The 26,594-nt window shown below is 67.3% G+C and carries 25 protein-coding genes and 1 pseudogene; 16 read left to right on the top strand and 10 right to left on the bottom strand.

The window, feature by feature from the left end:
• Window positions 1–88: 88 nt before the first annotated feature.
• From PotMrB4_RS19835 to PotMrB4_RS19825, 3 genes are read right to left on the bottom strand one after another with little or no spacing between them, the layout of a single operon-like run.
• Window positions 89–853, bottom strand: coding sequence for an SDR family oxidoreductase (locus PotMrB4_RS19835; protein ID WP_044412165.1), 765 nt, complete (start codon window positions 851–853; stop codon window positions 89–91).
• Window positions 850–1,644, bottom strand: a complete 795-nt coding sequence (locus tag PotMrB4_RS19830) for an SDR family NAD(P)-dependent oxidoreductase (RefSeq protein ID WP_172434290.1) — start codon at window positions 1,642–1,644, stop codon at window positions 850–852. The genes PotMrB4_RS19835 and PotMrB4_RS19830 overlap by 4 nt, the downstream gene beginning before the upstream one ends.
• Window positions 1,637–2,458, bottom strand: a complete 822-nt coding sequence (locus PotMrB4_RS19825) for a molybdenum cofactor biosynthesis F family protein (protein WP_172434289.1) — start codon at window positions 2,456–2,458, stop codon at window positions 1,637–1,639. Before PotMrB4_RS19825 ends, PotMrB4_RS19830 begins: the two co-directional genes overlap by 8 nt.
• A gap of 191 nt (window positions 2,459–2,649) precedes the next feature.
• Between PotMrB4_RS19825 and tssI the strand changes: the two genes are divergently transcribed.
• The 5 genes and pseudogenes from tssI to PotMrB4_RS19800 all read left to right on the top strand — a co-directional run bounded on the left by tssI (window position 2,650) and on the right by PotMrB4_RS19800 (window position 10,452).
• On the top strand, window positions 2,650–4,839 hold the full coding sequence (gene tssI, locus PotMrB4_RS19820) for a type VI secretion system Vgr family protein (RefSeq protein WP_172434288.1): 2,190 nt from the start codon (window positions 2,650–2,652) through the stop codon (window positions 4,837–4,839).
• Window positions 4,836–8,090, top strand: a complete 3,255-nt coding sequence (locus PotMrB4_RS19815) for a hypothetical protein (protein ID WP_172434287.1) — start codon at window positions 4,836–4,838, stop codon at window positions 8,088–8,090. Before tssI ends, PotMrB4_RS19815 begins: the two co-directional genes overlap by 4 nt.
• 542 nt (window positions 8,091–8,632) lie before the next feature.
• Window positions 8,633–9,262, top strand: a complete 630-nt coding sequence (locus tag PotMrB4_RS19810; protein ID WP_172435126.1) for a hypothetical protein — start codon at window positions 8,633–8,635, stop codon at window positions 9,260–9,262.
• A 12-nt stretch (window positions 9,263–9,274) separates the two neighbouring features.
• Window positions 9,275–9,694, top strand: coding sequence for a hypothetical protein (locus PotMrB4_RS19805; protein ID WP_172434286.1), 420 nt, complete (start codon window positions 9,275–9,277; stop codon window positions 9,692–9,694).
• A gap of 128 nt (window positions 9,695–9,822) precedes the next feature.
• A pseudogene (locus PotMrB4_RS19800) lies at window positions 9,823–10,452 on the top strand (hypothetical protein).
• Between the two features lie 24 nt (window positions 10,453–10,476).
• Here PotMrB4_RS19800 and PotMrB4_RS19795 read toward each other — a convergent pair.
• The 4 genes from PotMrB4_RS19795 to PotMrB4_RS19780 form a co-directional block, all read right to left on the bottom strand.
• Window positions 10,477–11,148, bottom strand: coding sequence for a helix-turn-helix transcriptional regulator (locus tag PotMrB4_RS19795; RefSeq protein ID WP_044412143.1), 672 nt, complete (start codon window positions 11,146–11,148; stop codon window positions 10,477–10,479).
• Window positions 11,149–11,222: 74 nt separating this feature from the next.
• Window positions 11,223–11,588 (bottom strand): cupin domain-containing protein, encoded by a 366-nt coding sequence (locus PotMrB4_RS19790; RefSeq protein ID WP_044412141.1) that lies wholly within the window; start codon window positions 11,586–11,588, stop codon window positions 11,223–11,225.
• A 210-nt stretch (window positions 11,589–11,798) separates the two neighbouring features.
• Window positions 11,799–13,097, bottom strand: a complete 1,299-nt coding sequence (locus PotMrB4_RS19785; RefSeq protein ID WP_044412138.1) for an NAD(P)/FAD-dependent oxidoreductase — start codon at window positions 13,095–13,097, stop codon at window positions 11,799–11,801.
• 279 nt (window positions 13,098–13,376) lie between these two features.
• Window positions 13,377–13,871 carry a GlcG/HbpS family heme-binding protein gene (locus PotMrB4_RS19780; RefSeq protein ID WP_172434285.1) on the bottom strand — a complete coding sequence of 165 codons (495 nt, stop codon included), beginning with the start codon at window positions 13,869–13,871 and terminating at the stop codon, window positions 13,377–13,379.
• A gap of 192 nt (window positions 13,872–14,063) precedes the next feature.
• Here PotMrB4_RS19780 and PotMrB4_RS19775 point away from each other — a divergent pair, with 192 nt between their 5' ends.
• From PotMrB4_RS19775 to PotMrB4_RS19755, 5 genes are all read left to right on the top strand, one after another.
• Window positions 14,064–15,122, top strand: a complete 1,059-nt coding sequence (locus PotMrB4_RS19775) for an extracellular solute-binding protein (RefSeq protein WP_172434284.1) — start codon at window positions 14,064–14,066, stop codon at window positions 15,120–15,122.
• A 54-nt stretch (window positions 15,123–15,176) separates the two neighbouring features.
• A complete protein-coding gene (gene hpaR, locus PotMrB4_RS19770) occupies window positions 15,177–15,599 on the top strand; it encodes a homoprotocatechuate degradation operon regulator HpaR (protein WP_044412130.1) in 423 nt (140 codons plus the stop codon).
• A gap of 107 nt (window positions 15,600–15,706) precedes the next feature.
• A complete protein-coding gene (locus tag PotMrB4_RS19765; protein ID WP_172434283.1) occupies window positions 15,707–15,967 on the top strand; it encodes a hypothetical protein in 261 nt (86 codons plus the stop codon).
• Entirely contained in the window at window positions 15,964–17,217 is a 1,254-nt protein-coding gene (locus PotMrB4_RS19760) for a sensor histidine kinase (protein ID WP_172434282.1), read from the top strand. Before PotMrB4_RS19765 ends, PotMrB4_RS19760 begins: the two co-directional genes overlap by 4 nt.
• On the top strand, window positions 17,214–17,849 hold the full coding sequence (locus tag PotMrB4_RS19755; RefSeq protein ID WP_172434281.1) for a response regulator transcription factor: 636 nt from the start codon (window positions 17,214–17,216) through the stop codon (window positions 17,847–17,849). The genes PotMrB4_RS19760 and PotMrB4_RS19755 overlap by 4 nt, the downstream gene beginning before the upstream one ends.
• Window positions 17,850–17,989: 140 nt before the next feature.
• On the opposite strand, the gene PotMrB4_RS19750 is transcribed toward PotMrB4_RS19755, so the two are convergent.
• From PotMrB4_RS19750 to PotMrB4_RS19740, 3 genes are all read right to left on the bottom strand, one after another.
• Window positions 17,990–19,258 (bottom strand): OprD family porin, encoded by a 1,269-nt coding sequence (locus tag PotMrB4_RS19750; RefSeq protein WP_172434280.1) that lies wholly within the window; start codon window positions 19,256–19,258, stop codon window positions 17,990–17,992.
• Between the two features lie 110 nt (window positions 19,259–19,368).
• Complete coding sequence (locus PotMrB4_RS19745; RefSeq protein ID WP_172434279.1) at window positions 19,369–20,229, bottom strand: MBL fold metallo-hydrolase; 861 nt, start codon at window positions 20,227–20,229, stop codon at window positions 19,369–19,371.
• A 35-nt stretch (window positions 20,230–20,264) separates the two neighbouring features.
• Window positions 20,265–20,864: a glutathione S-transferase family protein gene (locus PotMrB4_RS19740; protein WP_172434278.1), complete on the bottom strand. Its 600-nt coding sequence runs from the start codon at window positions 20,862–20,864 to the stop codon at window positions 20,265–20,267.
• Between the two features lie 145 nt (window positions 20,865–21,009).
• On the opposite strand from PotMrB4_RS19740, the gene PotMrB4_RS19735 reads away from it, so the two are divergent.
• The 6 genes from PotMrB4_RS19735 to PotMrB4_RS19710 all read left to right on the top strand — a co-directional run bounded on the left by PotMrB4_RS19735 (window position 21,010) and on the right by PotMrB4_RS19710 (window position 26,589).
• Entirely contained in the window at window positions 21,010–21,582 is a 573-nt protein-coding gene (locus PotMrB4_RS19735; RefSeq protein WP_160482392.1) for a TetR/AcrR family transcriptional regulator, read from the top strand.
• 102 nt (window positions 21,583–21,684) lie between these two features.
• Window positions 21,685–22,905 (top strand): DUF5610 domain-containing protein, encoded by a 1,221-nt coding sequence (locus tag PotMrB4_RS19730; RefSeq protein WP_172434277.1) that lies wholly within the window; start codon window positions 21,685–21,687, stop codon window positions 22,903–22,905.
• Between the two features lie 106 nt (window positions 22,906–23,011).
• Window positions 23,012–23,251 carry a glutaredoxin family protein gene (locus PotMrB4_RS19725; protein ID WP_074970243.1) on the top strand — a complete coding sequence of 80 codons (240 nt, stop codon included), beginning with the start codon at window positions 23,012–23,014 and terminating at the stop codon, window positions 23,249–23,251.
• Between the two features lie 194 nt (window positions 23,252–23,445).
• Window positions 23,446–23,922, top strand: a complete 477-nt coding sequence (locus PotMrB4_RS19720; protein ID WP_172434276.1) for a MarR family winged helix-turn-helix transcriptional regulator — start codon at window positions 23,446–23,448, stop codon at window positions 23,920–23,922.
• Window positions 23,915–25,387: an efflux transporter outer membrane subunit gene (locus PotMrB4_RS19715; protein ID WP_172434275.1), complete on the top strand. Its 1,473-nt coding sequence runs from the start codon at window positions 23,915–23,917 to the stop codon at window positions 25,385–25,387. Before PotMrB4_RS19720 ends, PotMrB4_RS19715 begins: the two co-directional genes overlap by 8 nt.
• Before the next feature lie 14 nt (window positions 25,388–25,401).
• Window positions 25,402–26,589 (top strand): HlyD family secretion protein, encoded by a 1,188-nt coding sequence (locus PotMrB4_RS19710; RefSeq protein WP_044412098.1) that lies wholly within the window; start codon window positions 25,402–25,404, stop codon window positions 26,587–26,589.
• Window positions 26,590–26,594 lie beyond the last annotated feature (5 nt).

Genomic DNA, 26,594 nt, shown 5'->3' with positions numbered 1-26,594 from the left:
GTGTCGGGACGACGGGGCAGGGCCATGGCGCCAGTATCCCTGGCGCCGGCAGGCCCCACCATCCTGCAAATGCAGGATGGTGGGGTGTTCAGACGAACGCGCCGGGGGCTTCCGGCAGGGTGGCGCCGCCGTCCACCACCAGGGTCTGGCCGGTGATGTAGGCGGCCTGCTCGGAGGCCAGGAACAGCATGGCGCCGGCGATGTCGGCCGGCTCCCCCAGGCGCCCGAGCGGCACGCTGCGGGCGATGGCGGCGGCATGGCCGGCGTCCCCCAGGTTGGCCATCGCCGGGGTGCGGATCATCCCCGGCTCCACGCCGTTCACCCGCACCCGGTCGCCCGCCAGTTCCAGGGCTGCGTTGCGGATGAAGCCGTTGACCCCGGCCTTGGACGCGGCGTAGTGGGTCAGCCCCGGGTAGGCGACGCGCGGGCCGGTGACCGAGGAAGTCACCAGCAGGCTGCCGCCTCCGGCCCGGCGCAGCAGCGGGAGGGCGCCCTGGGCGAGCCAGAACAGCGCGCCGAGGTTGACTGCCAGGGTGCGCGCCAGCCGGGCTTCGTCCAACTGCTCCAGGGGCGTGAGGGGGAAGTAGGCGGCGTTGTGCACCACCACGTCCAGGCGCTCCAGCCCGGCCATCAGCGCCTCGATGGCGCGGCGCTCGGCCAGGTCCACCGCGTAGGCGCGGGCTGCCCGGCCCTGGTCCCGCAACCGGGCGGCCACGGCCTCGGCTGGTGCGGCCTGGAGGTCGACGATCAGCACCTCCGCCCCGGCTGCCGAAAAGGCCTCGACGATGGCCAGGCCGATGCCCTGGGCGCCGCCGGTGACCAGCACCGTCTTGCCGCTGAAGGCGCCGCTCATGGCGCACCGCCCAGGCGCTCGAAGGCCAGGGTGGGGACGTCCACCACCGTCGCACCGCCATCGGCCACCAGGGTCGCGCCGGTGATGATCGAGGCCTCGTCGCTGACCAGGAAGCGGCACAGCGCGGCGATCTCTTCCGGCCAGGCCGGCCGGCGCAGCGGCACGTCCGCCGTGACGCGGGTGTAGGCGCTGTCCAGGTCCTCGCCGTAATGGGCCATCAGCGGCTGCATCTCGGCATCGGCCATGGGCGTGCGCACCCAGCCCGGGCACACGCAGTTCACCCGCACGCCTTGGGGGCCGTAGTCCCGCGCGAGCGAGCGGGTCAGGCCCAGCAGGGCGTGCTTGGCGGTGGTGTAGCCGCACACCTCGGGGCCGGCGGCGAGGGAGGCGATGGAGCCGAGCAGGACGATGCTGCCGCGCCGCTCCAGCAGCAGCGGCAGGCAGGCGCGGGCGCTCTGGAAGGCGCTGCCGAGGTTGCTGTGCAAGGCGCCGTTCCAGGCCTCGTCATCGGTCTGGGTCGCGCTGCCCAGGCCGTGGCCGCCGGCGCAGGCGATCAGCGCATCGAGCCCGCCGAAGCGCGCCCTCACGCGCTCGACGAAGCCTGCCCAGTCCGCACTGCTGGCGGCATCGCCCACCAACACCAGGCCGCCAGTGGCGGCAGCGACCCGCTCCAGCGGCTCACGGCGGCGCCCCACCAGCACCAGCTGGGCGCCGTCCTCGGCCAGGCGCCGGGCACAGGCCTCGCCGATCCCGGTGCCGGCCCCGGTGATGAGGACGGTGCGCTCACGCATCGCCGTACACCGTGTGGTTGAGCACGTCGCAGTGGGAGCTCACCGGGAAGTTGGAGAGGGCGGCGAAGTCGGCATCGGCATAGCCGAAGATCTTGCCGTCGCTGCGGTGTGCCTTCAGGTCGATCATCACCAGCCCCAGGGTGGGGACGATCTTCTCCCGCCAGACGAACAGGTAAAGCTCATCGGCGATGCGGTAGTAGTGGCAGCGGTCGGTGTCGCACAGGCCCTGCTCGACGCCGGCCAGGCATTGCCAGGTGTAGAACTGCTCGTTGAGGTAGATGTGCTCGTAGACCTCGGTGGGGCTGTAGCGGTAGCGGTTGCGCAGGCCCACCAGCTCGGCGGTCGGCGCGTGGGGGCAGGCGCCCGGCTCCCAGGGGCGGTCCAGGGTGCCGTGGAGGAACTGCACGGACACGTCGGTGAGGTCGCGCCCCTCCAGCGCCCGGCGGTACAGGCCCTGCTCGGTGGCCTCGCGCTGGGGCAACTGGCCGAGCACCGCGGTGAAGGACTGGCTGAGGGTGTCCAGCACCAGGCTCACCGACCAGGCCTGGCCGTTCTCGTGCTTGATGAAGTCCACCAGGTACAGCCCCGGTCGCACCGACGTGGCGCGGTAGGGCGAGCGCCCGCTGGCGCTGCCGTCGGCCAGCGCCCAGTCCAGCTGGCCCTCGGCGAAGACGTGGGCGATGCGCCAGCCGTTCTCGAACACCAGTTCGAAGCGGCGGCCATCCAGGTCCGCCAGGTTGGGCAGGATGAACGCCCCCGGGGCAAAGCCCTCGGCTAGCGCGCCTACGGTGATCCAGTCGGTTGATGCGGTCATGGGAAGCTCCTTGTTCAATGGAGCCTCCATGGTCCGCGCTGGCGGGCGGGGCGGGTATCAACCGGATGGTTGAGGGCGGTTGACACCGTCCAGTGGCGCGGCCGTACACGGCTATCGGAAGCGCCTGATGGAATCGCCCTTGCCCAACCCGGCAGGCTCCGTCCTCCCAGTTCCAATGGACGGAGCCTCGCATGTTCAACCCCGCCAACCAGGCGCACTTCAGCCTCGACATCGAAGGCGCCAACCCTGACTTCAAGGTCCTCGCTTTCACCGGGCACGAAGCCCTCAACCAGCCCTTCCGTTTCGACATCGAACTGGTCAGCGAGCGCAGCCGCCTCGACCTCGAAAGCCTCCTGCACAAACCCGCCTTCCTCGCCTTCACCCCCGACGGGCGCGGCGTCCACGGGCAGGTCTTCGGCATCGCGGTCGGCGAGATCGGCAACCGCCTCACCCACTACCACCTGACCCTCGTCCCCCGGCTCGCCTACCTCGCCCTGCGCCACAACCAGCGCATCTTCCAGCACCTGAGCGTCCCACAGATCATCGGCCAGGTCCTCGAAGACCACGGCATCCTCGCCGATGCCTACCGCTTCCGCCTCGGCCCCAAGGCACCGCCACCGCGCGACTACTGCACCCAGTACGACGAAAGCGACCTGCACTTCATCAGCCGCCTCTGCGAAGAAGAAGGCCTGCACTTCCACTTCGAGCATCAACCCGACAGCCACCTGCTGGTCTTCGGCGAAGACGCCAGCGCCTTCCCCAAGCTCGGCCGCCCCGTCGCCTACGTCGCCAACACCGGCCAGGTCGCCGACGAACCCGTCATCAAACGCTTCGGCCTGCGGATGGAAGCCCGCACCCTGCGCGTCACCCGCCGCGACTACTTCTTCGAAAAGCCCAAGCTGCTGATGGAAGCCGCCCACAAGCCCCAGGACGACCTCCCTCAACCGGACCTCGAAGACTACGACTACCCCGGCCGCTTCACCGACCGTGATCGTGGCCGCCGCCTCGCCCGCCAGGCCCAGGAACGCCACCGCCGCGACTACCGCCTCGCCGACGGCGACAGCGACGAACCGCGCCTGGTCAGTGGCCACCTGCTCAGCCTCACCGACCACCCCAAGCAAGAATGGAACGACCTCTGGCTGATCACCGCCCTCCACCACGAAGGCAAGCAGCCCCAGGTGCTGGAAGAGTTCGCCTCCATCGACGGCATGGTGAAAAGCGCCAAAGGCGCCTTGAGCAACCTGGCCAGCAACGCCGCCAGCAAAGCCCTTGGCGTCCCACTGCCCACCGCCAGCGAACCCGCCTCGTCAGACAGCGACTTCAAACAGGGCTACCGCAACCGCTTCCAGGCCATCCCCTGGGACGTGCCTGCCCGGCCAGACCTCAATCACCCCAAACCGCGCATCCTCGGCAGCCAGACCGCCGTCGTCACCGGCCCACAGGGTGAAGAAATCCACTGCGACCGCCACGGCCGCATCAAGGTCCAGTTCCACTGGGACCGCGAAGGCCAGGCCGACGAACACACCAGCTGCTGGCTCCGCGTCGCCAGCACCTGGGCCGGCAACGCCTACGGCGCCATCGCCATCCCCCGCATCGGCATGGAGGTACTGGTCACCTTCCTCGAAGGCGACCCCGACCAACCCCTCGTCACCGGCTGCCTCTACCACGGCGTCCACCAGCCGCCCTACGAACTCCCTGCCCACAAGACCCGCACCCTGCTCAAGACCGACAGCAGCCCCGGCGGTGGTGGCTACAACGAACTGCGCATCGAAGACCGCAAGGGCCAGGAGCAGATCTACATCCACGCCCAGCGCGACTGGGACGAAAACATCGAACACGACCAGAAGATCCGCGTCGGCCACCAACGCCACGACCGGGTGGAAGGCAGCGTCTACAGCGAATTCCTCGGCGAGCAGCACCACACCCTGCACAAGGACCGCAAGACGGAACTGAAGCAGGACGACCACCTCACCGTGGGCAACGAGCAGCACATCCAGCTGGGCAGCGGGCAGTTCATCGAAGCGGGGCAGGAGATCCACCTGTCATCCGGCCTCAAGGTCGTAATGGACGCCGGCAGCGAAGTGACCTTCCAGGCCGGCGGCAGCTTCGTGAAGCTCGACGGCGGCGGCGTCACCCTCAGCGGGCCCAGCATCAAGATCAACTCTGGCGGCGGACCCTCTGCGCCGACGCCCGCCGCCCCGTTACCACCATTACGCCCTCGCCCTGCCGACACCGCGCCGCCCCCGGAGCGCCTGGGCAGGGCCGAGGCCAACCCGCTTCAGGAGCGCAAGCAAGGCCCGCAGCAACTGATCGTTGATGTGTGGGGCGACCCACAACTGGGCGGCCAGGTCGACCTGCTGCCGCCGGAGGAAACTGCATGAGTACGCTCAAGGACGAGAAGATCCAGCAAGGCACACGCAAGCGCACGGACTACGAAAATACCCAGCGTGAACGGCTCGCCATCAACGTCACGCTCAAGGCAGGGGGCATGCTGTCGCTGCCGATTGCTGTCGACATGCGCAGCCACGTAGAGGAGGCGCGCTACCAGCACAACACCCTCCTGGCGATTCTGCCGATGTGTCGCCTGCCGGGTTATTCCGCCTACAACGAGGCGCCCCGAGGCGCAGTGGCCCGTCCCGGCCGCATCTATGTGTTCCAGAACGGCAAGCTGTGGCGTGAAGTCGTCTGTGATGGCGAAGGTGGCCTGGAGGACATCGACGTCGCTGCCTGGCGCCGCAAGGCCGAGAAGGGCGGCCAGGCGGACGACCGCACCCCGGTCGGCACACCCCAGGCGGTGCTGCTGACGCCCATCCTGATCCAGGGTCGATCAGTGGCCCAGCAATACCGGATGGCCTACAGCGAAAAGCCCTGGTCCTGGGAGTACATCACCTGGCTGGAGGCCGACAGCAAGCGCGCCGAAGCCCGTTCACAGCCCGTCCAGCCGGCCTGGGCCGCAGCGGTGGTAGGGGCCGAGCAATGGCGCGCCACCCAGAGCATGCCGGCCATCGTGGTGGACGCCCAGAGCGAAGGGTTGCGCCCACGGGACTTCAGCCTCGAAACCCTGCTGGATGATCCCTCGGTGTTTACGCCAGGCATGACGGCCTTGAGCGCCAATGAGCCAGCCGCCCTGCAGCAGAGGTACATGAGTGAGCTGGGCGGCTTTACCGGCGTAGCGGCCGAACCCCTTCCAACGATCGAGCCCGGCCGCGACATCCTCAACGAGAAGGCCCTGCGTGGGTACCCTCAACTGGTTGGCCTGCTGCTCGACGACCCGCTGTTTGCCGTGCGCCATGCCATGGCGCAGATCCGCCTGGCGGAGGCACACCTGCTGACGCTCAATGCGCTGATCCCGCACCGTCCCCACGGGCGCTATGCCCACACCCTCTACAGCGCCGCAATCCAGCCCCCGTCCAGCCCGTTGGCGAGCTTCGTCCAGCACCTGCACGTGGACCGCCTGAAGGAGGCCGTCCTCTATGAGGAGCGCCGTGAAGCCCGTGAGCACCTGGGCAAACACCTGGCACGGCTGATCGACATCGCCGGCCGCGACCTGCCCAGGATCTTCCAGGATTGGCTCCACACCCGCGATGAACGCCTGCTGGAGCCCTATGCGTTGCTGGGCGAGCTCTTCGAGGTACTCAAATGGCCCGCCCAGTCGGATGCGTTGAGCCTCTTCACGGACCGTGACCTGCAACAGAGCGTCCAGGGCTTCAGCAAGGCGCTCCTGGAGGGGCGCCATCCGTTGATCCAGCCGCTGTTCTCGGACACGGGCCAGGGAGCCGACGTCAGCCAGCGCCTGCAGGCCCTGGCTGACCAGGGCCGTGCGCCGGACCCTGCCTGGCTGGGCCTGAGCAGCCTGTTGCGCGCCCTCGACCTCGACCCCCAGGACACCGACCGGGCCCTGGCCTACAAGAACCTGCATGCCTTGATCGGTGATTTCGTGGAGACCTTCACGGTTTCCACCCTGACCCTTGTCAGCCGCCTGAAAGAGGCCGGCGTGGTGTTCGAAGTGCCCTTCTACCGCCTGTTTGGTGATGTGCTCGCCCTGGGCAGCCGCTTTTCATCCAACCTGCGCGGCCTGGAGTTGCTCACGGAAGAAGGCGCAGAGGCACGTGGCCTCAAGCTGCTGGGCATCAACAGCGGCGAACTGCGCAACGGCCTGCTACCCGCAGAGCGCCAGGCGCTGGGAAGGAAGAACTACCTCTACGCCAACCTCCGTGACGCCGAAGGCAGGGTGGTGGCCTCCACCAGCCCGCGTCACGCGCCCAAGGGGGCGACGAACCTGGGGCGGGGCACCTTGCTGGCTGCCCCGGATGATCATCATCTGGTCAAGCAATACAGTGCCTGGCGCCACTCAGTAGCCCATTGGAGTGACAAGAGTACGTTTGCCCAGGCGGGGCTTCCGGTCGTGGCAGTTATATGTGCGATGTATAACTTGAAGGTTCAAGTAGTAGATATGAAGAACCTTAAGTTGGAGAAGGCGGATGGTAGTAGTCGCTATAAAGTAGGCGTAATGAGTGCCCTTATAGACGCAACAGTAGCCATGGGCATGTTATCTAAACCAGTGTTGGGGGCTGAAACTTCTTTAGTTGACCTAATGAATAAGCCAAGAGTTAAAGTTTCAATTATTTCAAAGAAGTGGGCTGATAACCTCGAGAGGCAAACCAGAAGTCCTAAGCTCCCCATTCTCAGGGGAGCTAGTGGGTTCGCTATGTTTTTCTCTGCCGCGCTTTCTGTTTGGGATGCCAAGAGAGCCTGGCATCAGGGGGATAGCGATGCTGCCTTGGCCTATGGGGTGGCAGCAGCCGGAGGCGCTGCCTGGGGCGCCTATGCCTTGGGCCTCAGCATCAACCCGATGGTGTTGGTCGCCAGTGCCGTGCTGTTCATTGGCGGCACTATCGTCGCCGGCTGGTTGACCGACAGCGATATCGAAGCCCTGTTCAAGAACGGCCCCTTCGGCAAGCAGCAGGGCGAGGTCGGTCTGCTGGACAAGGTGCTTGGGGATGACCAGCGCTTCAGCCACCTCGCCAACCCGGACCATGCCTATCAGCAACTGCTGGGGGTGCTGGGCAAGCCCGTGATCCGCATCAGTCGGCTGGGCGACTGGCTGCGGCAACTGCCCCCGGCTGCGCAGAAGCGCATCCTCCGCCTGGAGCGCCGCCCCGGTTACCGGGGCGGCGCATTCGAGGCCGAGGACTGGGCCGTCACCCTCCATTCCCCCCTGCTGTCCATGTTCGACGCTCGGAAGTTCCAGCTCTACGCCACCGAGGAGTTGAGCGTGCTGCCCTTCTCCGGCGTCTTCAATGTCGCGCGTGTCGAGAGGCAGCCCATCAACACATCCAAGTTGAGCGCCCAGCCCCTGGACGACAGCACCGTGCTCTATATCCTCCCCCGGCAACGCTCCTTGATCACCCAGACGCCCTTGCAACGCCACGCCCAACGGGTCACCCAGGGGCTGCGGGTGCAGGGGCAGTTCCACCTGCTGCAGGGGACGGCAGAGCTGGAGGAACTGGTTCTGCCTCAGCCCAGCCCGAAAATCTGGCGCCCCTACCAGCCCGGGTTCGCCAAGCCCCCCACAGTGCCTAATGAGGAGGCCCCCTATTGGCAGATCGAAGTGGCGGAGTTCAAAGCATGACCAACTTGCTCTACAGCCCAGCCTGCTACCGAGCTAACGCTATTCCTGCCCTACCACCCCCTGATCGGGATGCGCAGGGGGTCTTCGATACAGCTTTGAGATGGGGGCACTATGCCAATTTGGACTCTATTACTGAAGTTGAGAGTCAACTAGAAAGCGAGGAACATCTGCAGTGTGAAGAACAGGAAGGTAAAGAAGAAGATCCAGTTCTTTACTGTGATGCAGAACGCTGGAATTTTGATAATTTAAGTAAAATTCCACATTTATTATTTGTCATTAAAATGCTTTGTGTGTTTTCTTTGTTTGTGCCTTGGGGTGTGGTTGTTAGCTCTGTTTTTGAATCTAATTTTGTCTTGTTTTTGACGGTTTTTATATTGTTTTGGGGTTTTTACCTTTATGCAGAAGAAAAGAAAACGAACCTATATCTTCTTATAGCGATATCTGCGGCTATTACCGCACTTTGCATCGCCTGGAACCAAGGCGCCCTCTGGGGCTATTGGCACGAACAAACCGGCTTCTGGTTCGGTGTATCCCTGGCTTTTATGGCCATCATCGGTTGCGATCTTTTGCTGGCACTCTATGCCCGCTTCTACCAACACGATGGCAGCGGCTTCTTCCGTCGCGAAGGGCTGGTGCGGGTGGGGCGGCGTTTTCGTTCGCCCTTCGTGGCGCCGTTCTACGAGTTCGATCCGGTGATGCAACTGCAGGTACTGCCCCATGGCGGGCATGACTATGTGCTCTGGCTGTACCACCGCTACACCGGCTTCAAGGTGTGCCTTGGGCGCACCGTGCACAACCTGGGGCTCGACCAGCAGAACCTGATGGCGTTCTGGGACACCTTGCAACGCTACATGGACGTGGAGCAGCCCCTGCCCGACCTGCCGGTGCTAGAGCAGAGCCGCCACCAGGACCCGGTCACTGCCGCTCACGACGCTGCCAGCGGCCGGCCACCGCGCTACTGGCGCGACCTCGACATCAAGGCCTGGAAGCGCAACGACCGTCCCGGACTGCGCGAGCGTTTGGCCAAGTACCCCTGGCAACAACACCCCTGCATCCTCCAGGCCCGGATCGATCCGGCGCTGAGCATCGAAGCCTATTACCGCAGCCAGGAAGCCCAGGGCATCCACGCCACGCCCAAGGTCGATGACTTCGACGACATCCACCGCCCCTGAGCCCGACTCCTTATGTATTCGCATCATTACGGCCTGGCCTGCTACCGAGCCACCGCTATTCCTGCCCTACCACCTCCGGAGCAGGAGGCGCAGGGAGTCTTCGATACCGCATTGGGGTGGGGTAACTATGCCAATCTGGACGCTGTGACTGAAGTTGAGAGTCAATTGGATGGAGAAGAGCATCTACGGTACGAGGAGCAGGAAAAGAAAAGCCGAAGGCCCGGTATTTACTGCGATGCAGAACGGTGGAGCTTTGAGCGAGTAAGTAAAATTCCGCATTTTTTGTTTTTGGTTGAGTTTCTTGCGTTGCCTTCTGCGGTTTTAATTTTTTGTGGTGCTGTGTCAGTAATTTTAGAATTTTATGATCTTGGTGCTTTCTTTACTGCGGTCGCGACTATTGCTGTTTTTTTCTTTATGGCGCTAGCAGGGTGATATACGCCTATGTCCTATCACTTTGCTGCGGAACACTAAACGCAGCCGTTATAGCCTGGAACCAAGGCGCCCTCTGGGGCTATTGGCACGAACAAACCGCCTTCTGGTTCGGTGTATTCCTGGCCTTTATGGCCATGATCGGTTGCGATCTGCTGCTGGCACTCTATGCCCGCTTCTATCAACACGATGGCAGCGGCTTCTTTCGTCGCGAAGGGGTGGTGCGGGTGGGGCGGCGTTTTCGTTCGCCCTTCGTGGCGCCGTTCTACGAGTTCGATCCGGTGATGCAACTGCAGGTACTGCCCCATGGCGGGCAGGACTATGTGCTCTGGCTGTACCACCGCTACACCGGTTTCAAGGTGTGCCTTGGGCGCACCGTGCACAACCTGGGGCTCGACCAGCAGAACCTGATGGCGTTCTGGGACACCCTGCAACGCTACATGGACGTGGAGCAGCCCCTGCCCGACCTGCCGGTGCTGGAGCAGAGCCGCCACCAGGACCCGGTCACCGCTGCCCACGACGCCGCCAGTGGCCGGCCACCGCGCTACTGGCGCGACCTCGACATCAAAGCCTGGAAGCGCAACGTCCGTCCCGGACTGCGCGAGCGTTTGGCCAAGTACCCCTAGCAACAACACCCCTGCATCCTCCAGGCCAGGATCGACCCGGCGCTGAGCATCGAAGCCTATTACCGCAGCCAGGAAGCCAGAGGCATCCACGCCACACCCAAGGGTGATGACTTCGACGACATCCACCGCCCCTGAGCCCATCGCCCGGGGCTAGCCCCCTCAATCCCCCTGCAAGAACAGCATCCCCACCAGCTCCGTCCGGTTACGCGCGCCCACCTTGCGGAACAGGTTGAGCAGGTGCGTCTTGACCGTGGGCAGGCCGAGGTCGAGGTGGCGGGCGAGGGCCTTGTTGCCGAGGCCGTCGCGCAGGAGCAGGGCGATCTCCCGTTCGCGGGGGGTGAGTTCGGGCAGGGTGGGTGGGAGGGGGGCGAGGTGTTCGGCGCCGGCCTGCATCAGGCCGTGGAGGGCGCCGAGGCTGGCCAGTTCGGTGGGCTCGAAGGCGGGGAGGCCTTCATGGCGCAGCAGGGAGAGGCCGGCGATGGGGCGGTTGCCGGCGCGGGCGATCACTTCCACCACGTCGATCACCCGGTGCTGGCGCAGGAAGCCCAGGTACTGGCGGTTGTCCGCGTCGCTGCGGTGGGCCTGGCCGGTGCGCAGCGGCACCACGGGCAGGCCGATGGCCTGGCAGGTCTGCGGCTGCAGCGGGTCGAGGTGGCGGTAGTGGTTGAGGTAGTCGGTGTGCATGCCCGGCTGCATGTGCAGCAGGTGGAAGTCGTGGGCCTGCAACTGGTCGTCGATGCGGTAGAAGGCGGCGACGGACGCGGGGACGAAGTGGGTGAAGGTGTTCAGGCAGTGCCGGGCGAAGCCGGCGGGGTCGCGGGGGGCGGTCATGGCGGGTTCCTCGCGCTGGGCGGCCGCTCGCGGGTGAGGGCCGCAGGCCTGCCCCGTGGGGCAGGCCGGGTGGTTCAGGCCACGGCGTAGTAGTGCTTGACGAAGCCGTCGCCGGGCACTTCCCAGAGCACCGGGGTGCCCTTGGCGACGAACCAGCTGTCGCCGGCCTTGAAGCGGGTGGTCTGGCCGGTGGATTCGTCGGTGAGGATCACCTCGCCGCTGACCACGGTGGCCTGCTCGTTGAAGGGGTAGGTCATGCGGAACTTGCCGGCGGTGGTGCCGAAGTAGGCGGCACTGACCGGGTCGGTGGGGGCGCCGGCGGTCATCTTGCCGAAGGCCTTGACCTCGCCTTCGAGGATTTCCGAACCCAGGTCGGCCACGGTGCCCCAGGCATCCAGTTCAGCCAGGGTGATTCCGTTCTTGATGGGGGTGAGGGACATGGCAGTTGCTCCTGCGAGTGATGAAAAAGTGTGTTTGCTTGATGGATTCCCGCTTCGCGGGAATTACGGTGTTCTCAACGCTTCCGGCACGAGCGAGATGGAGCGGTACAAGGCGGGAGCGCCTGCGGAAGCGGAGTTCACATCTGTGAATGAGCATTCCAAGGCCGATCCCAACGCCGTACCGCCGACGCTCAGCCGCGTCGATCACTGTTAGCGGCGGCCGGTCCAGAAGCCGGACACCTGGTGCCAGGACTTGCCGGCGGTGAGCAGCAGCGGGCGCAGCTGGTCCTTGCCGACGATGTTGATGCGCCGCACCGAGCTGATCAGGTCGTAGCGCGCCGAGCCTTCGCTCATGCCCTCGGCCAGCACCTTGCAGATGATGTGGCTGGGGGTGACGCCGAAGCCGGAGTAGCCCTGCACGAAGAAGGCGTTGGGTCGGCCGGGCAGGGTGCCGATCTGGGGGAACAGGTTGGCGCTGCAGGCCATGGGGCCGCCCCAGGCGAGGTCGATCTTCACGTCCTTGAGGTAGGGGAAGATCTTCAGCATCAGGTTGCGGTTCCAGGCCTTCAGGTCGCGTGGGATGTGCTCGACGAAGGGGGTGGCCGCGCCGAACAGCAGGCGGTTCTCGTTGGTCACGCGGTAGTAGTCGATGACCGGGCGGATGTCGCTGTACGCCCCGCGGATCGGGCTGATGCGCTGGATGAGCTCGTCGGACAGCGGCTCGGTCATCATCTGGAAGGCGTAGGTGTTGATGGTGGTGCGGTGCAGCTCGGGCTCCAGCTTGTTGAGGAAGCTGTCGCAGGCCCACAGCAGCTTGCTGGCCTTCACCGAGCCCTGGCCAGTGCGCACGGTGATGCGCTCGCCGTAGGTCACCTCCAGTGCCGGGCTGTATTCGAAGATCTTCACGCCGTGGCTGGCCAGCGCCTTGGCCTCGCCCAGCAGCAGGTTGAGCGAATGCACGTGGCCGCCGCCCATGTGCAGCAGGGCACTGCTGTAGGCATCGGAGCCGATGATCTGCTTCACCTCCGAGCCGCCGAGGAAGCGGATCTCGTGGGGCGAACCGAGGGATTTGAATTCCTTCTCCCAGGCCCGCAGGGTCTTTTCCTGGCGGGCGTTGAAGCCCATGTAGCCGTAGCCGTGGCAGAAGTCGGCGTCGATGCCGTACTTGGCGATGCGGCCCTTGATGATGTCGGCGCCCATGTCGCTGATCTCGAAGATCTGCCGCAGGCCGTCCTCGCCCACGTCGTGGCGGATCTTCTCCAGGTCGTGGCCGATGCCGGCCATGATCTGCCCGCCGTTGCGGCCGGTCCCGCCGAAGCCCAGGTAGCGGGCCTCCAGCACCACGATGTTGGTGATGCCCTTTTCCGCCAGCTCCAGGGCGGTGTTGATGCCGGAGAAACCTCCGCCGATCACGACGACGTCCGCTTCCAGGTCCTGCTGGAGGGTGGGGAAGCTGAGGTCGTACTTCTTGGTGGCCGTGTAGTAGGTGGGTGTCTCGATGTTGATCATGACTGCAGCCTGGACAGTGGGGGGACGGCTGGCGCCGAAGCGCACCTCTAAAAACTACCTGCGTTGTCATCGCGGCGTTAAAAACAGCCTCGTGCGCGAGTCCGATCAAAGTGCTCATTTACAGCACTTAAACTGCGCTTTTTCGCCTGTTTGACGCGCTGGTGCGCGCCCTTCGGGCCAGCCTTCGGCTGTTACTCCCGTTGGTCGTTGCGCCTTGCGCTGACTGCCTCGCCTACGTTTTTAGCGGCGCGCCGAGCGGCCCGTGCCTGACGACGGATATTAGGAGCCGCTGCGGGGGATGGCGTCTTGTTCCTCAATGCCGGGGTTCTTGTCCAGGTTTGACAAGTACCGGGCAACGCTCTGGGACGCGGCCTGGGCGCAGGCGCTGTCGATGGCCTCGGAGGCGCCGGAGACACCGATGGCGCCGATCACCCTGCCGTCATGCAGGAACGGCTCGCCGCCGCCGAACAGCGCCAGGTTCGGCTGCAGGGGCAGGCCCTGGCGCACACCGGGGGAGCAGGCGGCCAGGCGCTGGTCCCAGGCGCGGGTGGCGACGCCGAAGCCGGCGGCGGTGATGGCCTTGTGCAGGGCGATGTCGCGGCTGGGCTGGGGCGCGCCGTCCATGTGGGCGGTGTGGATCGGCAGGCCGGAGGCATCCACCACGGCGATGCTGACGCGCACGCCATGCTGTTCGGCGGCCTCCAGGGTGGCGTGCAGGGCCCGCATGGCGAGGGCGAGGCCGAGGTGGGTCTGCTGGTACAGCGGGGCGGGCATGGCGGCGACTCCGGGCTGGGCGGTGCCAGATCATGAATAGGTTAACGAGTGGCGGCAATGCCCGGTCGTGCAGCCGGGCAGGGCGGCAGGCAGGGACAAGCGCCCGTGGCAGGCAGCGACATGACGGGCACCCCGTGCCCCGGCCTAATGGCGCGTCCCGGCGCATCGCCGGTTGCCGCAAGGAGTCGCGCAATGAGAGTGCTGGCCGGCCTGTTGCTGGTGTGGGCCCTGGATGCCCGCGCCGACGAGGTGCTGCGGGTGCTGAACTGGAAGAACTACATCGAGCCCCAGGTGCTCGAGGCCTTCCAGCAGTCGACCGGTATCCGCGTCGACTACCGCACCATGACGGCAGCCGAAGAACTGGACGCCGCCCTGGCCGCTGGCGAGGCGTTCGACGTGGTGGTGCCGTCGCATTTCCAGCTCGCCCGATTGCTCCGCGAGAAGCGCCTGCAGCCCCTGGATACCGGCGCCCTGAGCCATTACCGCCAGGTCGACCCGGGCCTGCTGGCGATGCTCGCGGGCATCGACGGCGCCAATCGCTACGCCGTGCCCTACCTCTGGGGCTCGGTGGGGCTGGTGATCAACCCGGGGCCGGCGGAAGCGGCCTACGGCGGCGCCCTGCCCAACAGTTGGAGCCTGCTGTTCGACGAGCACCAGGCCGCCCGCCTGGCCACCTGTGGCATCGCCCTGCTGGACGCCCCGGAAGAGACGGCCTCGCTCTGGTTCAACTACCGCGGCCGCAGCCTCGCCCTGCAAGGCCCCCGGCAGATCGAGCGAGGCCTGCAGGCGTTGCCCGGCATCGCCCGGCAGGCCCGCTACCTGGACAACGAGGCCTACATCGCCGCCCTGGCGGAAGGCCGGCTGTGCCTGGCCATGGGCTGGGTGGGGCACGCCCTCACCGCATCGGCCCGCAACCCGGCGTTGCAGTACCGCATTCCCGACGAGGGCGCGATGGTCTTCATCGACAGCCTGGCCATCCCCGCCAACGCCCCGCGGCCCGACCTGGCGCTGCGCTTCATCGACTTCCTGCTGGAGCCCCGCAACGCGCTGGCCGATGCGCGCGCCAGCCAGTTCTACTCGCCGCTGCCGGCGGATTCCGCCGAGCAGGCCGAACTGGCCCGCGAACGCCCGATGCAGGTGCTCAAGGCCGAGGAGCGGCGGCGCCTCTACCTGCTCGAACGGCTGACGGCCGAGCAGAAGGCCGCCCTCGACAAGGTCTGGGCCCAGGTCAAGGCCGCCCGCGCGCCGTGACGCCTGAAGGCTTGATCGTTAAACTGTGAACAATTTTTCCGACCCACCAGACCCATGTCCAACACCCGCACATCCCTGACCCTCAGCCTGCTCCAGGCCCGCGAAGCCGCCATGCGCTTCTTCCGTCCGCAACTCAACCTCCACGGCCTCACCGAGCAGCAGTGGCGGGTGATCCGCATCCTGCGCCAGAACGGCGAGATGGAGAGCCACCGCCTCGCGCGGCTGGCCTGCATCCTCAAGCCGAGCATGAGTGGCGTGCTGCTGCGCCTGGAGCGCGACGGCATGGTGCGCCGACGCAAGCAGGAACAGGACCAGCGCCGCGTACTGGTCAGCCTGGCGCCCAAGGGCGAGCAGTGCTTCGAGTCCATGAGCGTGGAGATGGAGCGCAACTACCAGCGCATCCAGGAGCGCCTGGGGCCGGAGAAGCTCGCCGAGCTGCTGGCCCTGCTGCAGGAGCTCAAGGGCATCCGCCCCTGACCCTCGGCTGACCAAAGTAGGAGCGCGACCGGTACCAAGGTAGTAATCGGCTCGCCCGGGGGTACGCCTAGCATGGGCGCATCGGAAAATCCGCTCGAGGATCGGCCATGCGTGTGCTCAAGGCCCTGCTGCTGCCCCTGTCGGGCACCTCTAAAAACGTAGGCGAGGCGGTCAGCGCAAGGCAAAAACAGGCGAAAAAGCGCAGCTTACGAGTGGTAAATGAGCATTTTGAGCCTGTTTTTAACGCAGCGATGACAACGCAGGTAGTTTTTAGGGGTGGCCTGCTGCTGATCATCACCCTGATCGGCCTGGATCGCGTTCATGGCCCGCAGCCACCCAGCGCCCAGCCGGAGCAGGCGCGGCCATGAGCACGGCCCTGCGCATCCAGCTCTGGGTCAGCCTCTGCTTCGCCGCCGTGGCGCTGCTCTGCAGCCTGGTGCTGGTGCATCAGGGCGCCCAGTCCCTGGCCGAGGAGATGGCCACCGAGCGGGCCGCTGCCCATTACCTGCGCCAGGCCGCCGAGCAGGACCCGAACGTGCTCGACTCGGCCCTCGCCGCCGGGCTGCGGCACCTGCAGATCGTGCGCCTGCCGATGAATGCTTCGTCGCCCTTGACCCGCAGCGCCCCGAGCTGGCCCTTCCCACCGGCCGCGACGGTGGACGACCCGCTGCCCCTGGCTGGCGGTGAACAGGCCTGGCTGCTGCTCGACCCTCGTGACGGCATCGACGAGGTACGCAACGGCGTGCTGCAGCTGCTGGTGCTGTTCGCCCTGGCCCTGGCGCTCAGCCTGGCCGCCATCCGCTGGGCCCTGGCCCGCGGGCTGCAGGCGCTGGAGGAGCTGCAGCAGGCCTTCGACGCGGTGGCGGAAGGGCGCCTGGATGTGCGCCTGGCGGGGCATCCGCTGGACGAGGCCCAGCGCCTGGTGGGGCACTTCAACGGCATGGTCGGCACCCTGGAGCGGGTGCGCGACGAAAACGCCGCGCTCACCCAGGCCCTGCTGGACCTGCAGGAGCACGAGCGCAAGCACCTGGCGATGGCCCTGCACGACGACATCGGCCAGTACCTGGTGGGCATCCGCGCGCAGTTGCTGCTGCTGCGCTCGCTGTCCGGCCAGGCACCGGGCACCGTCACGGTGCTGCAGGACCTGGAGGGCAACTGCCAGCGCATGCAGGCCGCCTTCCGCGCGCTGGTGCGCGACCTCTACCCGACCGCCCTGGAACGCCTGGCCCTGGACGACGCCCTGCGCCTGCTCGCCGAGCAGTGGCAGCAGGCCCAGGGCATTCCCCTGCGCCTGCACCTGGGAACGTCGCTGCCGACCCTCGCGCCGGGCGAGCGCGCGCACCTCTACCGCCTGCTGCAGGAGGCGCTGACCAACGTCGCCCGGCATGCCGGCGCCAGTGCCGTGAGCGTGCGCCTGGAGCGACGCGGGCAGCGGCTGTGCCTGCTGGTGGGGGACAACGGGCGGGGCGCCGAGCGCGCCCCGCAGCCCGGCATCGGGTTGCGCTCCATGTCCGAGCGCGCCCGCTGCCTCGGCGGCCGCCTGCGCCTGCGCACCCGCGCCGGCCGGGGTTGGTTGTTGCGGGTGAGCATGCCGCTGGACGGCCTGGAGGGCCCATGAAGATTCTGTTGGTGGATGACCACTCGGTGGTGCGCCAGGGCTACGCCAGCCTGCTCCGCGCCTTGCTGCCCGAGGTGCAGGTGAGCGAGGCGGCCAGCGGCGAGCAGGCCCTGCAGGCGGTGCAGGAGAGCATTCCCCACCTGGTGGTGATGGACTTCACCCTGCCCGGTATCAGCGGGCTGGAGACCACCCGCCGCCTGCGCCAGCGCCTGCCGCAGCTGCGGGTGCTGTTCTTCAGCATGCACGACGAGTTGCCCCTGGTCCGCCAGGCGCTGGAGGCCGGTGCCTCGGGCTACCTCACCAAGAGCGCCTCGCCGGAGGTGCTGGTGGAGGCGGTGCGGCGCATCCTCGCCGGGCACGCCTACATCGAGCAGCCCCTGGCCACCCAGCTCGCCTGCCACCCCAGCCGGGAAGCGGGCGACCCGCGCCTGTCGGGCATGACCCAGCGCGAGCTGGAGATCTTCACCATGCTGGCGCGGGGCATGCCGGTGCGGCGCATCGCCGAGCACCTGTGCATCAGCGGCAAGACGGTCTCCAACCACCTGACGATGGTGAAGAACAAGCTGCAGATCGGCTCACAGGCGGAGCTGGTGCACCTGGCTATCGATACGGGTGTGTTGAGGGTGGGGTGAGGGGCGCCATGGTTCGGAGGGGCTCGGCTGGTCGAGCGAGGCTGAGCTCGATGATCCGCCTGGCCCCGAGCCGGTGGTTACCGGGCCCATGAAAAACGCCGCCCGGTTCAGGGCGGCGTTTTCAACGCTGGCGGCTCGTCTTACCAGAGCGGAATGACGTAGCTGACGATCAGGCGGTTCTCGTCCAGGTCGTTGCCGAAGTTGGTGGAGCGCACGGTGGCGTTGCGCCACTTCACGCCCAGGTTCTTCAGCGGGCCGTCCTGGAACACGTAGGCGATGTCGGTGTTGCGTTCCCATTCCTTGCCATCCGGCCGGCCGGCGCCCAGGTCGACGTTGTCGCCGGAGAGGTAGCGGGTCATGAAGGTCAGGCCGGGGATGCCCACGGAGGCGAAGTTGAAGTCGTAGCGGGCCTGCCAGGACTTCTCGTCCTTGTTGGCGAAGTCGCCGATCTGCACGAAGTTCACCAGGTACGGGTCGGTGCCGTTGATGTAGGCGTAGCCGGTGTCGCCGCTCATGCTCTGGTAGCCGAGGCCGAAGGCATGGCCGCCGAGGGCGTAGGTGAACATGGCGCCGAAGGCCTTGTTGTCCACGTTGCTGGTGCCTTCGTCGGTGGAGCGGGCGTAGCGGATGTCGCTCTTCAGCGACTGCTTGTCACCCAGCGGCAGCGTGTGCACCAGGGTGAAGATGTGCTGTTTGTAGAGGTCGTCGAGGTTGCCGTAGTTGTAGCCGGTGGTGAGGTTGTCGTTCCACTTGTAGGTGACACCGCCGAAGTTGAACGCATCGCTGGTGGTGCCGCTGCGGAAGGTGATGCCGCGCGCGCCGCCGCTGGTGATGGTCATGTCCTCGTAGTCGGAGGAGTCGCGCTGGTTCACCTGGGTCAGGCGCCCGGCGTCGAGAGTCAGGCCGTCGATCTCCAGGGAGTTGAGGTGGCCGCCCTTGAAGGTCTGCGGCAGCAGGCGCGAGTCGTTGTACTGCACGCTGGGCAGCTTGGGCATCAGGGTGCCGACCTTGAGCACGCTCTTGGAGGCGCGCAGCTTGGCGGTCACGCCGAGTTCGCCGTATTCGTCCTGGGCGCGCTTGCTCTCGCGGTCGCGCTTGAGCAGGCCGGTGCCGCTGCGGTCGGGGCTGGAATCGAGCTTGACCCCCAGCAGGCCGATGGCGTCGACGCCGACGCCGATGGTGCCTTCGGTAAACCCGGACTCGTAGCGCAGCAGGAACCCCTGGGCCCACTCCTCGGCCTTTTTCTGGGAGGCACCCGGCTGGCGGAAGTCACGGTTGAAGTAGAAGTTGCGCAGCTCGACGCTGGCCTTGCTGTCTTTCAGGAAGTCGGCCTGGGCGAGGCCGGGCAGGGTGAGGCCGGTGCCGAGAGCCGCCAGGGTGATGGCGGACGCGAGCGAGGTCTTGCTCATTGTTCTTGTCTCCTCGTTGGGGTTGCAGGGCGGTTGGGGCCGCCCTGTTACAACGCGGAAAAATTAAGCACCCGGTAACAATTTCGTCACCTTAGACATTGGTCGCGCACTTATTGGGTCCACTGCGGGTAGTAGCCAATGCGGTCCTGCACGGCGGCGTCGTGGGCTGGCACCACGGTCAGCGCGGGGTCGGCCTGGATCAGGTCGTGCACCCGCTGGAGCTGGGCCCGCGTGCCTTCGCGGTCGTTGTCGACCATCCGCCGGCTGACCCAGAACTTCTCGTTCGGGCCGGTGAAGCCTTCCAGGCGCCAGCTGGTGTCGCCGGTGAAGAAGAAGCGCCGTCCGTCGGCCAGTGTCAGGAACGCCCCCACCGAGCCCGGTGTATGCCCGGTCAGTGGCACCAGCACCACGCTGCCATCGCCGAACAGGTCGAGGCTCTCGTCGAAGCCCATGTAGGGCGTCGGCTCGAACTCGAAAGGCTGCCAGCGCACGCCATGGGTGAACTGGCTGGGCAGCACGGCGGGCGGGGTGGCTATGTGGCTGAAGTCGATCTCCGCCCAGGGCGCCCACACCGGCACCTCGGGGAAGTCGGCCAGGGCCGAGGCATGGTCCCAGTGCGCATGGGTGAGCAGGATGCGGTCGACGCGGATGCCGTCCCGGTCCAGCTGGTCGCGGGCGGGCGTCACCGTCTGGTACTTGAACAGCGGCTTGTCCCACCAGGGCATGTCCTTCTCGAACTGCGCGTCCACCTGCCGGCCGAGGCCGGTGTCCAGCAGCAGGGTGGCGGCGTGGTGCTGGATGAGCACGGCGGTGTGGTTGACCGGGACGGTCCGGGTCCACTGGCCGCCCTCCACGGTGAAGGCGTCGAGGGTTTCCGCGCCGGAGGTCTTCACCAGGGCGAAGCGCAGGCCTTCGGCCTGGGCGAAGGCGGTGACGAGCAGCAGGGTCAGCAGCAGGGCGAAGCGGGGCATGGTGCGGCGTCCTTGGCAGGGGAGGGGGTGAGCGATCAGCCCGGCAGGCGGGGCGTGTCGATGAAGCCCGGCAGGGCGCGGATGCGCGCCAGCCAGTCGCCCAGGTGGGGATGGGGTGCCAGGTCGAGCCCGCCTTCGCCGGCCATCGCCAGGTAGGGGAAGGCCGCTACGTCGGCCACGCTCGGGGTCTCGCCTTCGGCCAGCCAGCGGTGCTGGGCGAGGTGGGCATCCACCAGGGCCAGCACCTGCTCGCCACGGGCCTGGGCGGCGGCCAGGTCGCCGGGGCGCTTGAACAGCTTGAGCACCCGCGCCTGGGCCGGGCCGTGGTGGATCTCGTTGGCGGTGAAGCTCAGCCAGCTTGCGACCCGCGCCAGGGGCAGGGGGTCCAGCGGCAGCCAGGCGGGGGCGTAGCGGCTGGCCAGGTAGACGAGGATGGCCTGGGAGTCGCCGATGGCCTGGCCGTCATCCTCCAGCAGCGGCACCTGGCCGCGCGGGTTGAGGCCGAGGAATGCCGGCTGCTTCTGCGCGCCGGCCGGCAGGTTGACGAAGACGGTCTCCGCCTCCTGGCCGATCAGCCCGAGGAACAGGCGCACCTTGTAGCAGTTGCCGGAGAGGGGGAAGTCGTGGAGGCGCATGGCAGGTCATCCGTGTGATGGAGGTGGGGTGCAAATACTAGACAGACCTGTCTGTTTATTTCAATCTTCTTTTCGCCGCGCCGCGAACCACGCGGTTTGAGCCGCTGCCGGGGGATGCGCATAATGCGCCGTCCAGGAGATTCCAATGGCTTCCAGCAAACGCGACCAGCTCATCGATACCGCCCTTACGCTGTTCTACCGCGACGGGTTCCATGCCACCGGCATCGACCGCATCCTGGCCGAATCCGGCGTGGCGAAGATGACCCTCTACAAGCACTTCAAGTCCAAGGACGAGCTGATCGAGGCCGCCCTGCAGAAGCGCATGGAAGCCCCCCGCGAGCGCATGGCCTGGGCGCTGGAGCACTTGCCGCCGCGCACGGCGATCCTGGCGGTGTTCGAGGGGCTGCACGGCCTGCTGCACGAGGCCGAGTACCACGGCTGTGCCTTCGTCAACGCCGCCGCGGAGTTCCATGACCGCGACCACCCCATCCACCGCGTCGCCGCCTCCCACAAGGGCCATACCGAGGCGCATTTCCGCGCGGCGCTGGAGCGCCTGGAGGTGGCCGAGCCGGCGCGCCTGGCGCGCCAGCTGCAGTACCTGCTGGAGGGGGCCATCACCATGGCGCACATCCAGGGGCCGGGTGACCAGGCGCTGGAGGCCGGCGCCGCTGCCGAGGTGCTGCTGCGCGCCGCCGGGGTGCCCGACCCGCAGGCATGAATGCCGCCGACCGTCCATCGGTTACCCCTTTAATAATCCTCAAGGTTTTTCCGTAGTCGCCGTCAAAAAATTCTGTACATCCGCTCAGACGGGGCTGCCACCATGAACTCGCTCGATTCCCTGGCTTCGGCCACCAGCCGCCCGAACTACCTGACCCGTAGCGACAGCGCCAACCGCAACGCCACCAACGCCCAGAACGTCCTGGCCAACCGTGTCGCCCAGCGACTCGGCGTCGACCCCGCGACCCTCGCCGGCAAGACCCAGGACGACTACACCCCCGACAAGGTTGCCGGGCGCATCCTCGATTTCGTCGGCGGCCGCATCCAGGCCGAAGCGGCCAATGGCGCCGACCCCGAGAAGCTGCAGAAGATGCTCGACCAGGCCCGCCAGGGCGTGGAGAAGGGCTTCGCCGAAGCCAAGAAGATCCTCCAGGGCATGGGTGTGCTGGGCGGCAAGATCGCCAGCGACATCGAAGACACCTTCCAGCGCGTGCAGGACGGCCTGGCCAGGATCGGCAGCACCTATGGCCTGGGTAACGCCCCGGCTGGCGACACCTCCAGCGTCTCCCGCACGGCGGTCAGCGCCAGCACCAGCACCCTGGTAGCCCGCTCCAGCACCTTCGACATGGAGGTGACCACCCGCGAAGGCGACAAGCTGAAGATCTCCATCGCCCAGGCCTCGGCCAACTGGTCCAGCACCTCGGCCAGCGCCAGCAGCACCCGCACCTCGGGCAATGGCGGCACCTCCACCAGCACCAGTGCCCAGGCCAGCGCCTCCAGCGGCAGCCTGCAGATCGGTGGCTGGTCGGTGCAGATCGAAGGCAACCTCAACGACGACGAGAAGGCCGCACTCACCGACCTGCTCGGCCAGGTGCAGGACATCTCCAGCAAGTTCTACTCGGGCGACCTGTCCGGCGCCTTCGACCGCGCCCTGGCCCTGAACATGAACGGCGACCAGCTCGCCTCCATGTCCCTCAACCTGTCCCAGACCACCTACGCCCAGGCCACCAGCACCTATGGCGCGGTGTCGGAGGAGGGCGGCCAGCCCGCCAGCGCGGTGAACACCTCCCTGCGCGACTACGCCCGTGGCCTGCTGGATGCGATGAAGAGTGCGGCGGCCTTCAGCGACGACGCCAAGGGCACCCTGCAGCAACTGCTCGACGGCGGCTTCTCCCTCAACCAGAACCTCAGCGAAGGCCAGCTGGAGAAGGCCAAATCCCTCAACAGCCGCCTGCTGGAAGGCTTGGCGCCGCTGCTGCAGGGCACTGCCGGCACCCCGGCCGAGAAGGGCGCGGTCGACGCCAGCGCGCCCAAGGCCAGTTGATGCCTGGCGGGGGGTGGCGCCGTGCCAGCCCCCGTCTGTCCCGCCCGGCAGAAGGGCCGGGAGGCCGTGATAAACTGCGCGCCCTTCCCCTTGCGCGAGCCCTGTGATGCTTCCTGAATGCAGCCTGTTCGGCACCCTCGGATGCCACCTGTGCGAAGTGGCCGAGAGCGTGCTCATGCCCTTCGTCGAGCACGGCCTGCTGGTGGAGGTGCTGGACATCACCGACCAGCCCCAGTGGGTGGATGCCTACGCCCTGCGCATTCCCGTCCTGCGTCGCAACGACACCGGTGCCGAGCTGAACTGGCCGTTCGACGCGGCACAGGTCGCTGCCTTCCTCGAACCCTGACCGTCGGTCGGGCGGATGGCTGCCCGGCGTCCCGCGTTTCATCCCCGCCGCGAGGCCCTGAATAGGGGCTTCCGCTGATCAATCCGTTTGCGGCGGAACGGATTGTCGCGCAAACGCAACAGTGAATGTCTTGCCAAATGTGTCTTCAGGCGTAACATCGCCGCATCGATAGCTGCCTAGGCAGATATTAGGAAATGAAGCACTACAGCCCCTCCGATTACCCCTTCAACGGCTCCATCGGCCAGTACCTCGGTCGCTCGGCGCTGCTCAAGGACCGCCTGCTGGACCTCCACCTGGCCCCGCTGGACATCACCGCCGCGCAGTTCAAGGTGCTGGTGTTCATCTTCATGGGCCGCGCCAGCACCCCGGCCGACCTGTGCCGCCAACTGGCCGTGGACAGCGGCTCCATGACCCGCATGCTCGACCGCCTGGAGAAGAAGGGCCTGCTGCTGCGCCAGCGCTGCGAAGAGGACCGCCGCAGCGTGCGCCTGCACCTCAGCGAGCAGGGCCTGGCGCTGAGCCGGGAGACCCCGCGCATCGTCTCCGACGCCATGAACGAGCTGACCAGCCCCTTGACCGCCGAGGAGCTCGGCACCCTGCTCGGGCTGCTGGGCAAGATCCTCCAGGGGCGCGACCCCTTCCTCTCTGCCGGAGACCCGAACCATGAATGAACGCCGTCCCGCCCTGCGCCTGGGGCTGGTGCTCGGTGCCAGCCTGGCCCTGGGCGCCTGCGCCAGCTACAGCGGCCTGGAGCCCGCCGGTCAGCGCCTCGACCCGGTCGGCCTGGCCGCTGGGGACAGCCTCGCCGGCCACGCCGTGGGGCCCGCCGCCTGGCCGCGCCAGGACTGGTGGACCCGACTGGGTGACGCCCAGCTCGATGGGCTGATCGGTGAAGCCCTGGCCGGCTCGCCCGACCTGGCGGCCGCTGCGGCCCGTACTCGCAAGGCCCTGGCCGATGCCCAGGTGCGCGATGCCGATCGCCAGCCCGGCGTCAACGCCAGTGCCGGCTACTCCGGCGCCAGCGCCCCGGAAAGCGTGGTGCCGGCGCCCATCGGCGGGCACTACGCCGGCCTCAAGTACCTGTCCCTCAGCTTCAACTACGACCTCGACCTCTGGGGCGGCCGGCGCGCCGCCTGGGAAGCGGCCCTGGGCAAGGCCCGCGCCGCCGAGGTGGACCAGCAGGCCGCGCGCTTGACGCTGTCCGCCGACATCGCCCGGGCCTACAACCAGCTGGCCTATGCCTTCGTCGCGCGGGACCTGGCTGCCGAGGAAGTGAAACGCGCCGAGCAGCTCTACACCCTCAGCCGCCAGCGCATGGCCGCCGGCCTGGACAGCAAGGTGCAGCTGCAGCAGAGCGAATCCCAGCGCGCCACCGCCCGCCAGCAACTGCTGGCCGCCGAGCAGCAGATCGACAGTGACCGCACCACCCTGGCGGTACTGCTCGGCCAGGGGCCGGACCGGGGCCGCGCCATCCAGCGTCCGCAGGTGCTGCAGCCGGCGGCCCTGGCGCTGCCCTCGGAACTGCCGGCCGAGCTGCTGGGCCGTCGCCCTGACGTGGTCGCCGCGCGCTGGCGGGTGGAAGCCGCCAGCCGGGGCATCGACTCGGCGAAGACCGGCTTCTACCCCAACCTCAACCTCAGCGCCATGCTCGGCCTCGCCGCCCTGGGCGGGGATGGCCTGTTCAAGGGCGACAGCCGCTTCTACCAGGTGGCCCCGGCGCTGTCCCTGCCGGTGTTCGACGGCGGCCGCCTGCGCGCCGAGCTCGACGGCGTCGACGCCGACTACGACCTGGCGGTGGCCCAGTACAACAAGGCCCTGGTGGGCGCCCTGGGGGATGTCAGCGAAGACCTCAGCCAGCTCGACTCCCTGGCCCGGCAGATCGAGGCCCAGCGCGAGGCCCGCGACATCGCCCGCTCCAACTACGACCTGGCCATGCGCCGCTACGGCGAAGGCATCGGCAACTACCTCGACGCCCTCAGCGTCGAGCAGCAGCTGCTGGTCGCCGAGCGCCAGCTGGCCAGCCTGGACGCCCAGCGCATCGACGCCTCCGTGCGCCTGGTGCAGGCCCTGGGCGGCGGCTTCCAACCCGACAGCACCCCGCTGGCCCAGGCAGGCCAGCCGACTGCCACCGAATGAACGAGGCACCGACCATGAGCACCGAAACCCAAGACACCCCCGAACAGGGCAACCCCCGCCGCAAACGCCTGCTGCTGGGCCTGCTGGCCGTGATCGTCATCGGCGGCGGTGCCAGCTTCGCCTGGCAGCAGCTGGTCGGCCAGTGGAGCGAAGGCACCGACGACGCCTACATCGGCGGCAACGTGGTGCAGATCACCCCGCAGACGGTGGGCACCGTCACCCGCATCGGCGCCGACGACGGCGACCTGGTGCAGGAAGGCCAGGAGCTGGTGAGCTTCGACCCGGCCGACGCCGAAGTGGGCCTGCAGCGCGCCGAGGCCAACCTGGCCCACACCGTGCGCCAGGTGCGTGGCCTCTACAACAGCGTGGACGGCTACCGCGCCGAGGTGGCCGCCCGCGAGGTGGCGATGGAGAAGGCCCGCGCCGACTTCGCCCGCCGTCGCAACCTGGCCAAGGACGGGGCCATTTCCCAGGAGGAGCTGGCCCACGCCCGTGACGCCCTGGAGTCGGCCCGCAGCGCCCTGACCAGCGCCCAGCAGCAGCTCAAGTCCAGCAGCGCGCTGGTGGACGACACCGTGATCGCCTCCCACCCCGAGGTGAAGGCCGCCGCCGCGCAACTGCGCCAGGCCTACCTGGAGAAGGCCCGCACCACCCTGGTGGCGCCGGTCACCGGCTACGTCGCCAAGCGCACCGTGCAGCTCGGCCAGCGCGTGCAGCCGGGCACCGCGCTGATGGCGGTGATCCCCCTGGACCAGGTGTGGATCGACGCCAACTTCAAGGAAACCCAGCTGAAGAAGATGCGCATCGGCCAGCCGGTGGAGATCGAGTCCGACCTCTACGGCGGCGACGTGAAGTACAGCGGCACCGTGGACAGCCTCGGCGTCGGCACCGGCAGCGCCTTCTCCCTGCTGCCGGCGCAGAACGCCACCGGCAACTGGATCAAGATCGTCCAGCGGGTGCCGGTGCGCATCCGCATCAACGCCGACCAGCTCAAGGAGCACCCGTTGCGCATCGGCCTGTCGATGAACGTCAAGGTCGACCTGCACGACCAGAGCGGCCCGGCCCTGGCCCAGCAGCCGCCCAAGCAGGCGCTGTTCGCCACCGACGTGTACCAGCGCCAGCTGGCCGAGGCCGACCACATGATCGAGCAGCTGATCCACGCCAACGGCCCGGATGCCGCCCGCCGCACCGCCCTGCGCTGAGGCCG

Source organism: Metapseudomonas otitidis, assembly GCF_011397855.1.
GTDB classification, from domain to species: Bacteria; Pseudomonadota; Gammaproteobacteria; order Pseudomonadales; family Pseudomonadaceae; genus Metapseudomonas; species Metapseudomonas otitidis.
Note: the sequence above shows the minus strand (reverse complement) of the source record. Positions and strands in the feature narration are given on the sequence as shown.

Bases quoted from the DNA above. Each gene is read 5' to 3' on its own strand.
- PotMrB4_RS19755 (WP_172434281.1), top strand. From the start codon at position 17,214: ATGAAGATTCTGTTGGTGGATGACCACTCGGTGGTGCGCCAGGGCTAC.
- PotMrB4_RS19735 (WP_160482392.1), top strand. From the start codon at position 21,010: ATGGCTTCCAGCAAACGCGACCAGCTCATCGATACCGCCCTTACGCTG.
- PotMrB4_RS19765 (WP_172434283.1), top strand. From the start codon at position 15,707: ATGCGTGTGCTCAAGGCCCTGCTGCTGCCCCTGTCGGGCACCTCTAAA.
- tssI (WP_172434288.1), top strand. From the start codon at position 2,650: ATGTTCAACCCCGCCAACCAGGCGCACTTCAGCCTCGACATCGAAGGC.
- PotMrB4_RS19750 (WP_172434280.1), bottom strand. From the start codon at position 19,258: ATGAGCAAGACCTCGCTCGCGTCCGCCATCACCCTGGCGGCTCTCGGC.
- PotMrB4_RS19725 (WP_074970243.1), top strand. From the start codon at position 23,012: ATGCTTCCTGAATGCAGCCTGTTCGGCACCCTCGGATGCCACCTGTGC.
- hpaR (WP_044412130.1), top strand. From the start codon at position 15,177: ATGTCCAACACCCGCACATCCCTGACCCTCAGCCTGCTCCAGGCCCGC.
- PotMrB4_RS19805 (WP_172434286.1), top strand. From the start codon at position 9,275: ATGTATTCGCATCATTACGGCCTGGCCTGCTACCGAGCCACCGCTATT.
- PotMrB4_RS19815 (WP_172434287.1), top strand. From the start codon at position 4,836: ATGAGTACGCTCAAGGACGAGAAGATCCAGCAAGGCACACGCAAGCGC.
- PotMrB4_RS19730 (WP_172434277.1), top strand. From the start codon at position 21,685: ATGAACTCGCTCGATTCCCTGGCTTCGGCCACCAGCCGCCCGAACTAC.
- PotMrB4_RS19825 (WP_172434289.1), bottom strand. From the start codon at position 2,458: ATGACCGCATCAACCGACTGGATCACCGTAGGCGCGCTAGCCGAGGGC.
- PotMrB4_RS19715 (WP_172434275.1), top strand. From the start codon at position 23,915: ATGAATGAACGCCGTCCCGCCCTGCGCCTGGGGCTGGTGCTCGGTGCC.
- PotMrB4_RS19720 (WP_172434276.1), top strand. From the start codon at position 23,446: ATGAAGCACTACAGCCCCTCCGATTACCCCTTCAACGGCTCCATCGGC.
- PotMrB4_RS19745 (WP_172434279.1), bottom strand. From the start codon at position 20,229: ATGCCCCGCTTCGCCCTGCTGCTGACCCTGCTGCTCGTCACCGCCTTC.
- PotMrB4_RS19835 (WP_044412165.1), bottom strand. From the start codon at position 853: ATGAGCGGCGCCTTCAGCGGCAAGACGGTGCTGGTCACCGGCGGCGCC.
- PotMrB4_RS19785 (WP_044412138.1), bottom strand. From the start codon at position 13,097: ATGATCAACATCGAGACACCCACCTACTACACGGCCACCAAGAAGTAC.
- PotMrB4_RS19790 (WP_044412141.1), bottom strand. From the start codon at position 11,588: ATGTCCCTCACCCCCATCAAGAACGGAATCACCCTGGCTGAACTGGAT.
- PotMrB4_RS19780 (WP_172434285.1), bottom strand. From the start codon at position 13,871: ATGCCCGCCCCGCTGTACCAGCAGACCCACCTCGGCCTCGCCCTCGCC.
- PotMrB4_RS19760 (WP_172434282.1), top strand. From the start codon at position 15,964: ATGAGCACGGCCCTGCGCATCCAGCTCTGGGTCAGCCTCTGCTTCGCC.
- PotMrB4_RS19710 (WP_044412098.1), top strand. From the start codon at position 25,402: ATGAGCACCGAAACCCAAGACACCCCCGAACAGGGCAACCCCCGCCGC.
- PotMrB4_RS19775 (WP_172434284.1), top strand. From the start codon at position 14,064: ATGAGAGTGCTGGCCGGCCTGTTGCTGGTGTGGGCCCTGGATGCCCGC.
- PotMrB4_RS19740 (WP_172434278.1), bottom strand. From the start codon at position 20,864: ATGCGCCTCCACGACTTCCCCCTCTCCGGCAACTGCTACAAGGTGCGC.
- PotMrB4_RS19830 (WP_172434290.1), bottom strand. From the start codon at position 1,644: ATGCGTGAGCGCACCGTCCTCATCACCGGGGCCGGCACCGGGATCGGC.
- PotMrB4_RS19795 (WP_044412143.1), bottom strand. From the start codon at position 11,148: ATGACCGCCCCCCGCGACCCCGCCGGCTTCGCCCGGCACTGCCTGAAC.
- PotMrB4_RS19810 (WP_172435126.1), top strand. From the start codon at position 8,633: ATGGCCATCATCGGTTGCGATCTTTTGCTGGCACTCTATGCCCGCTTC.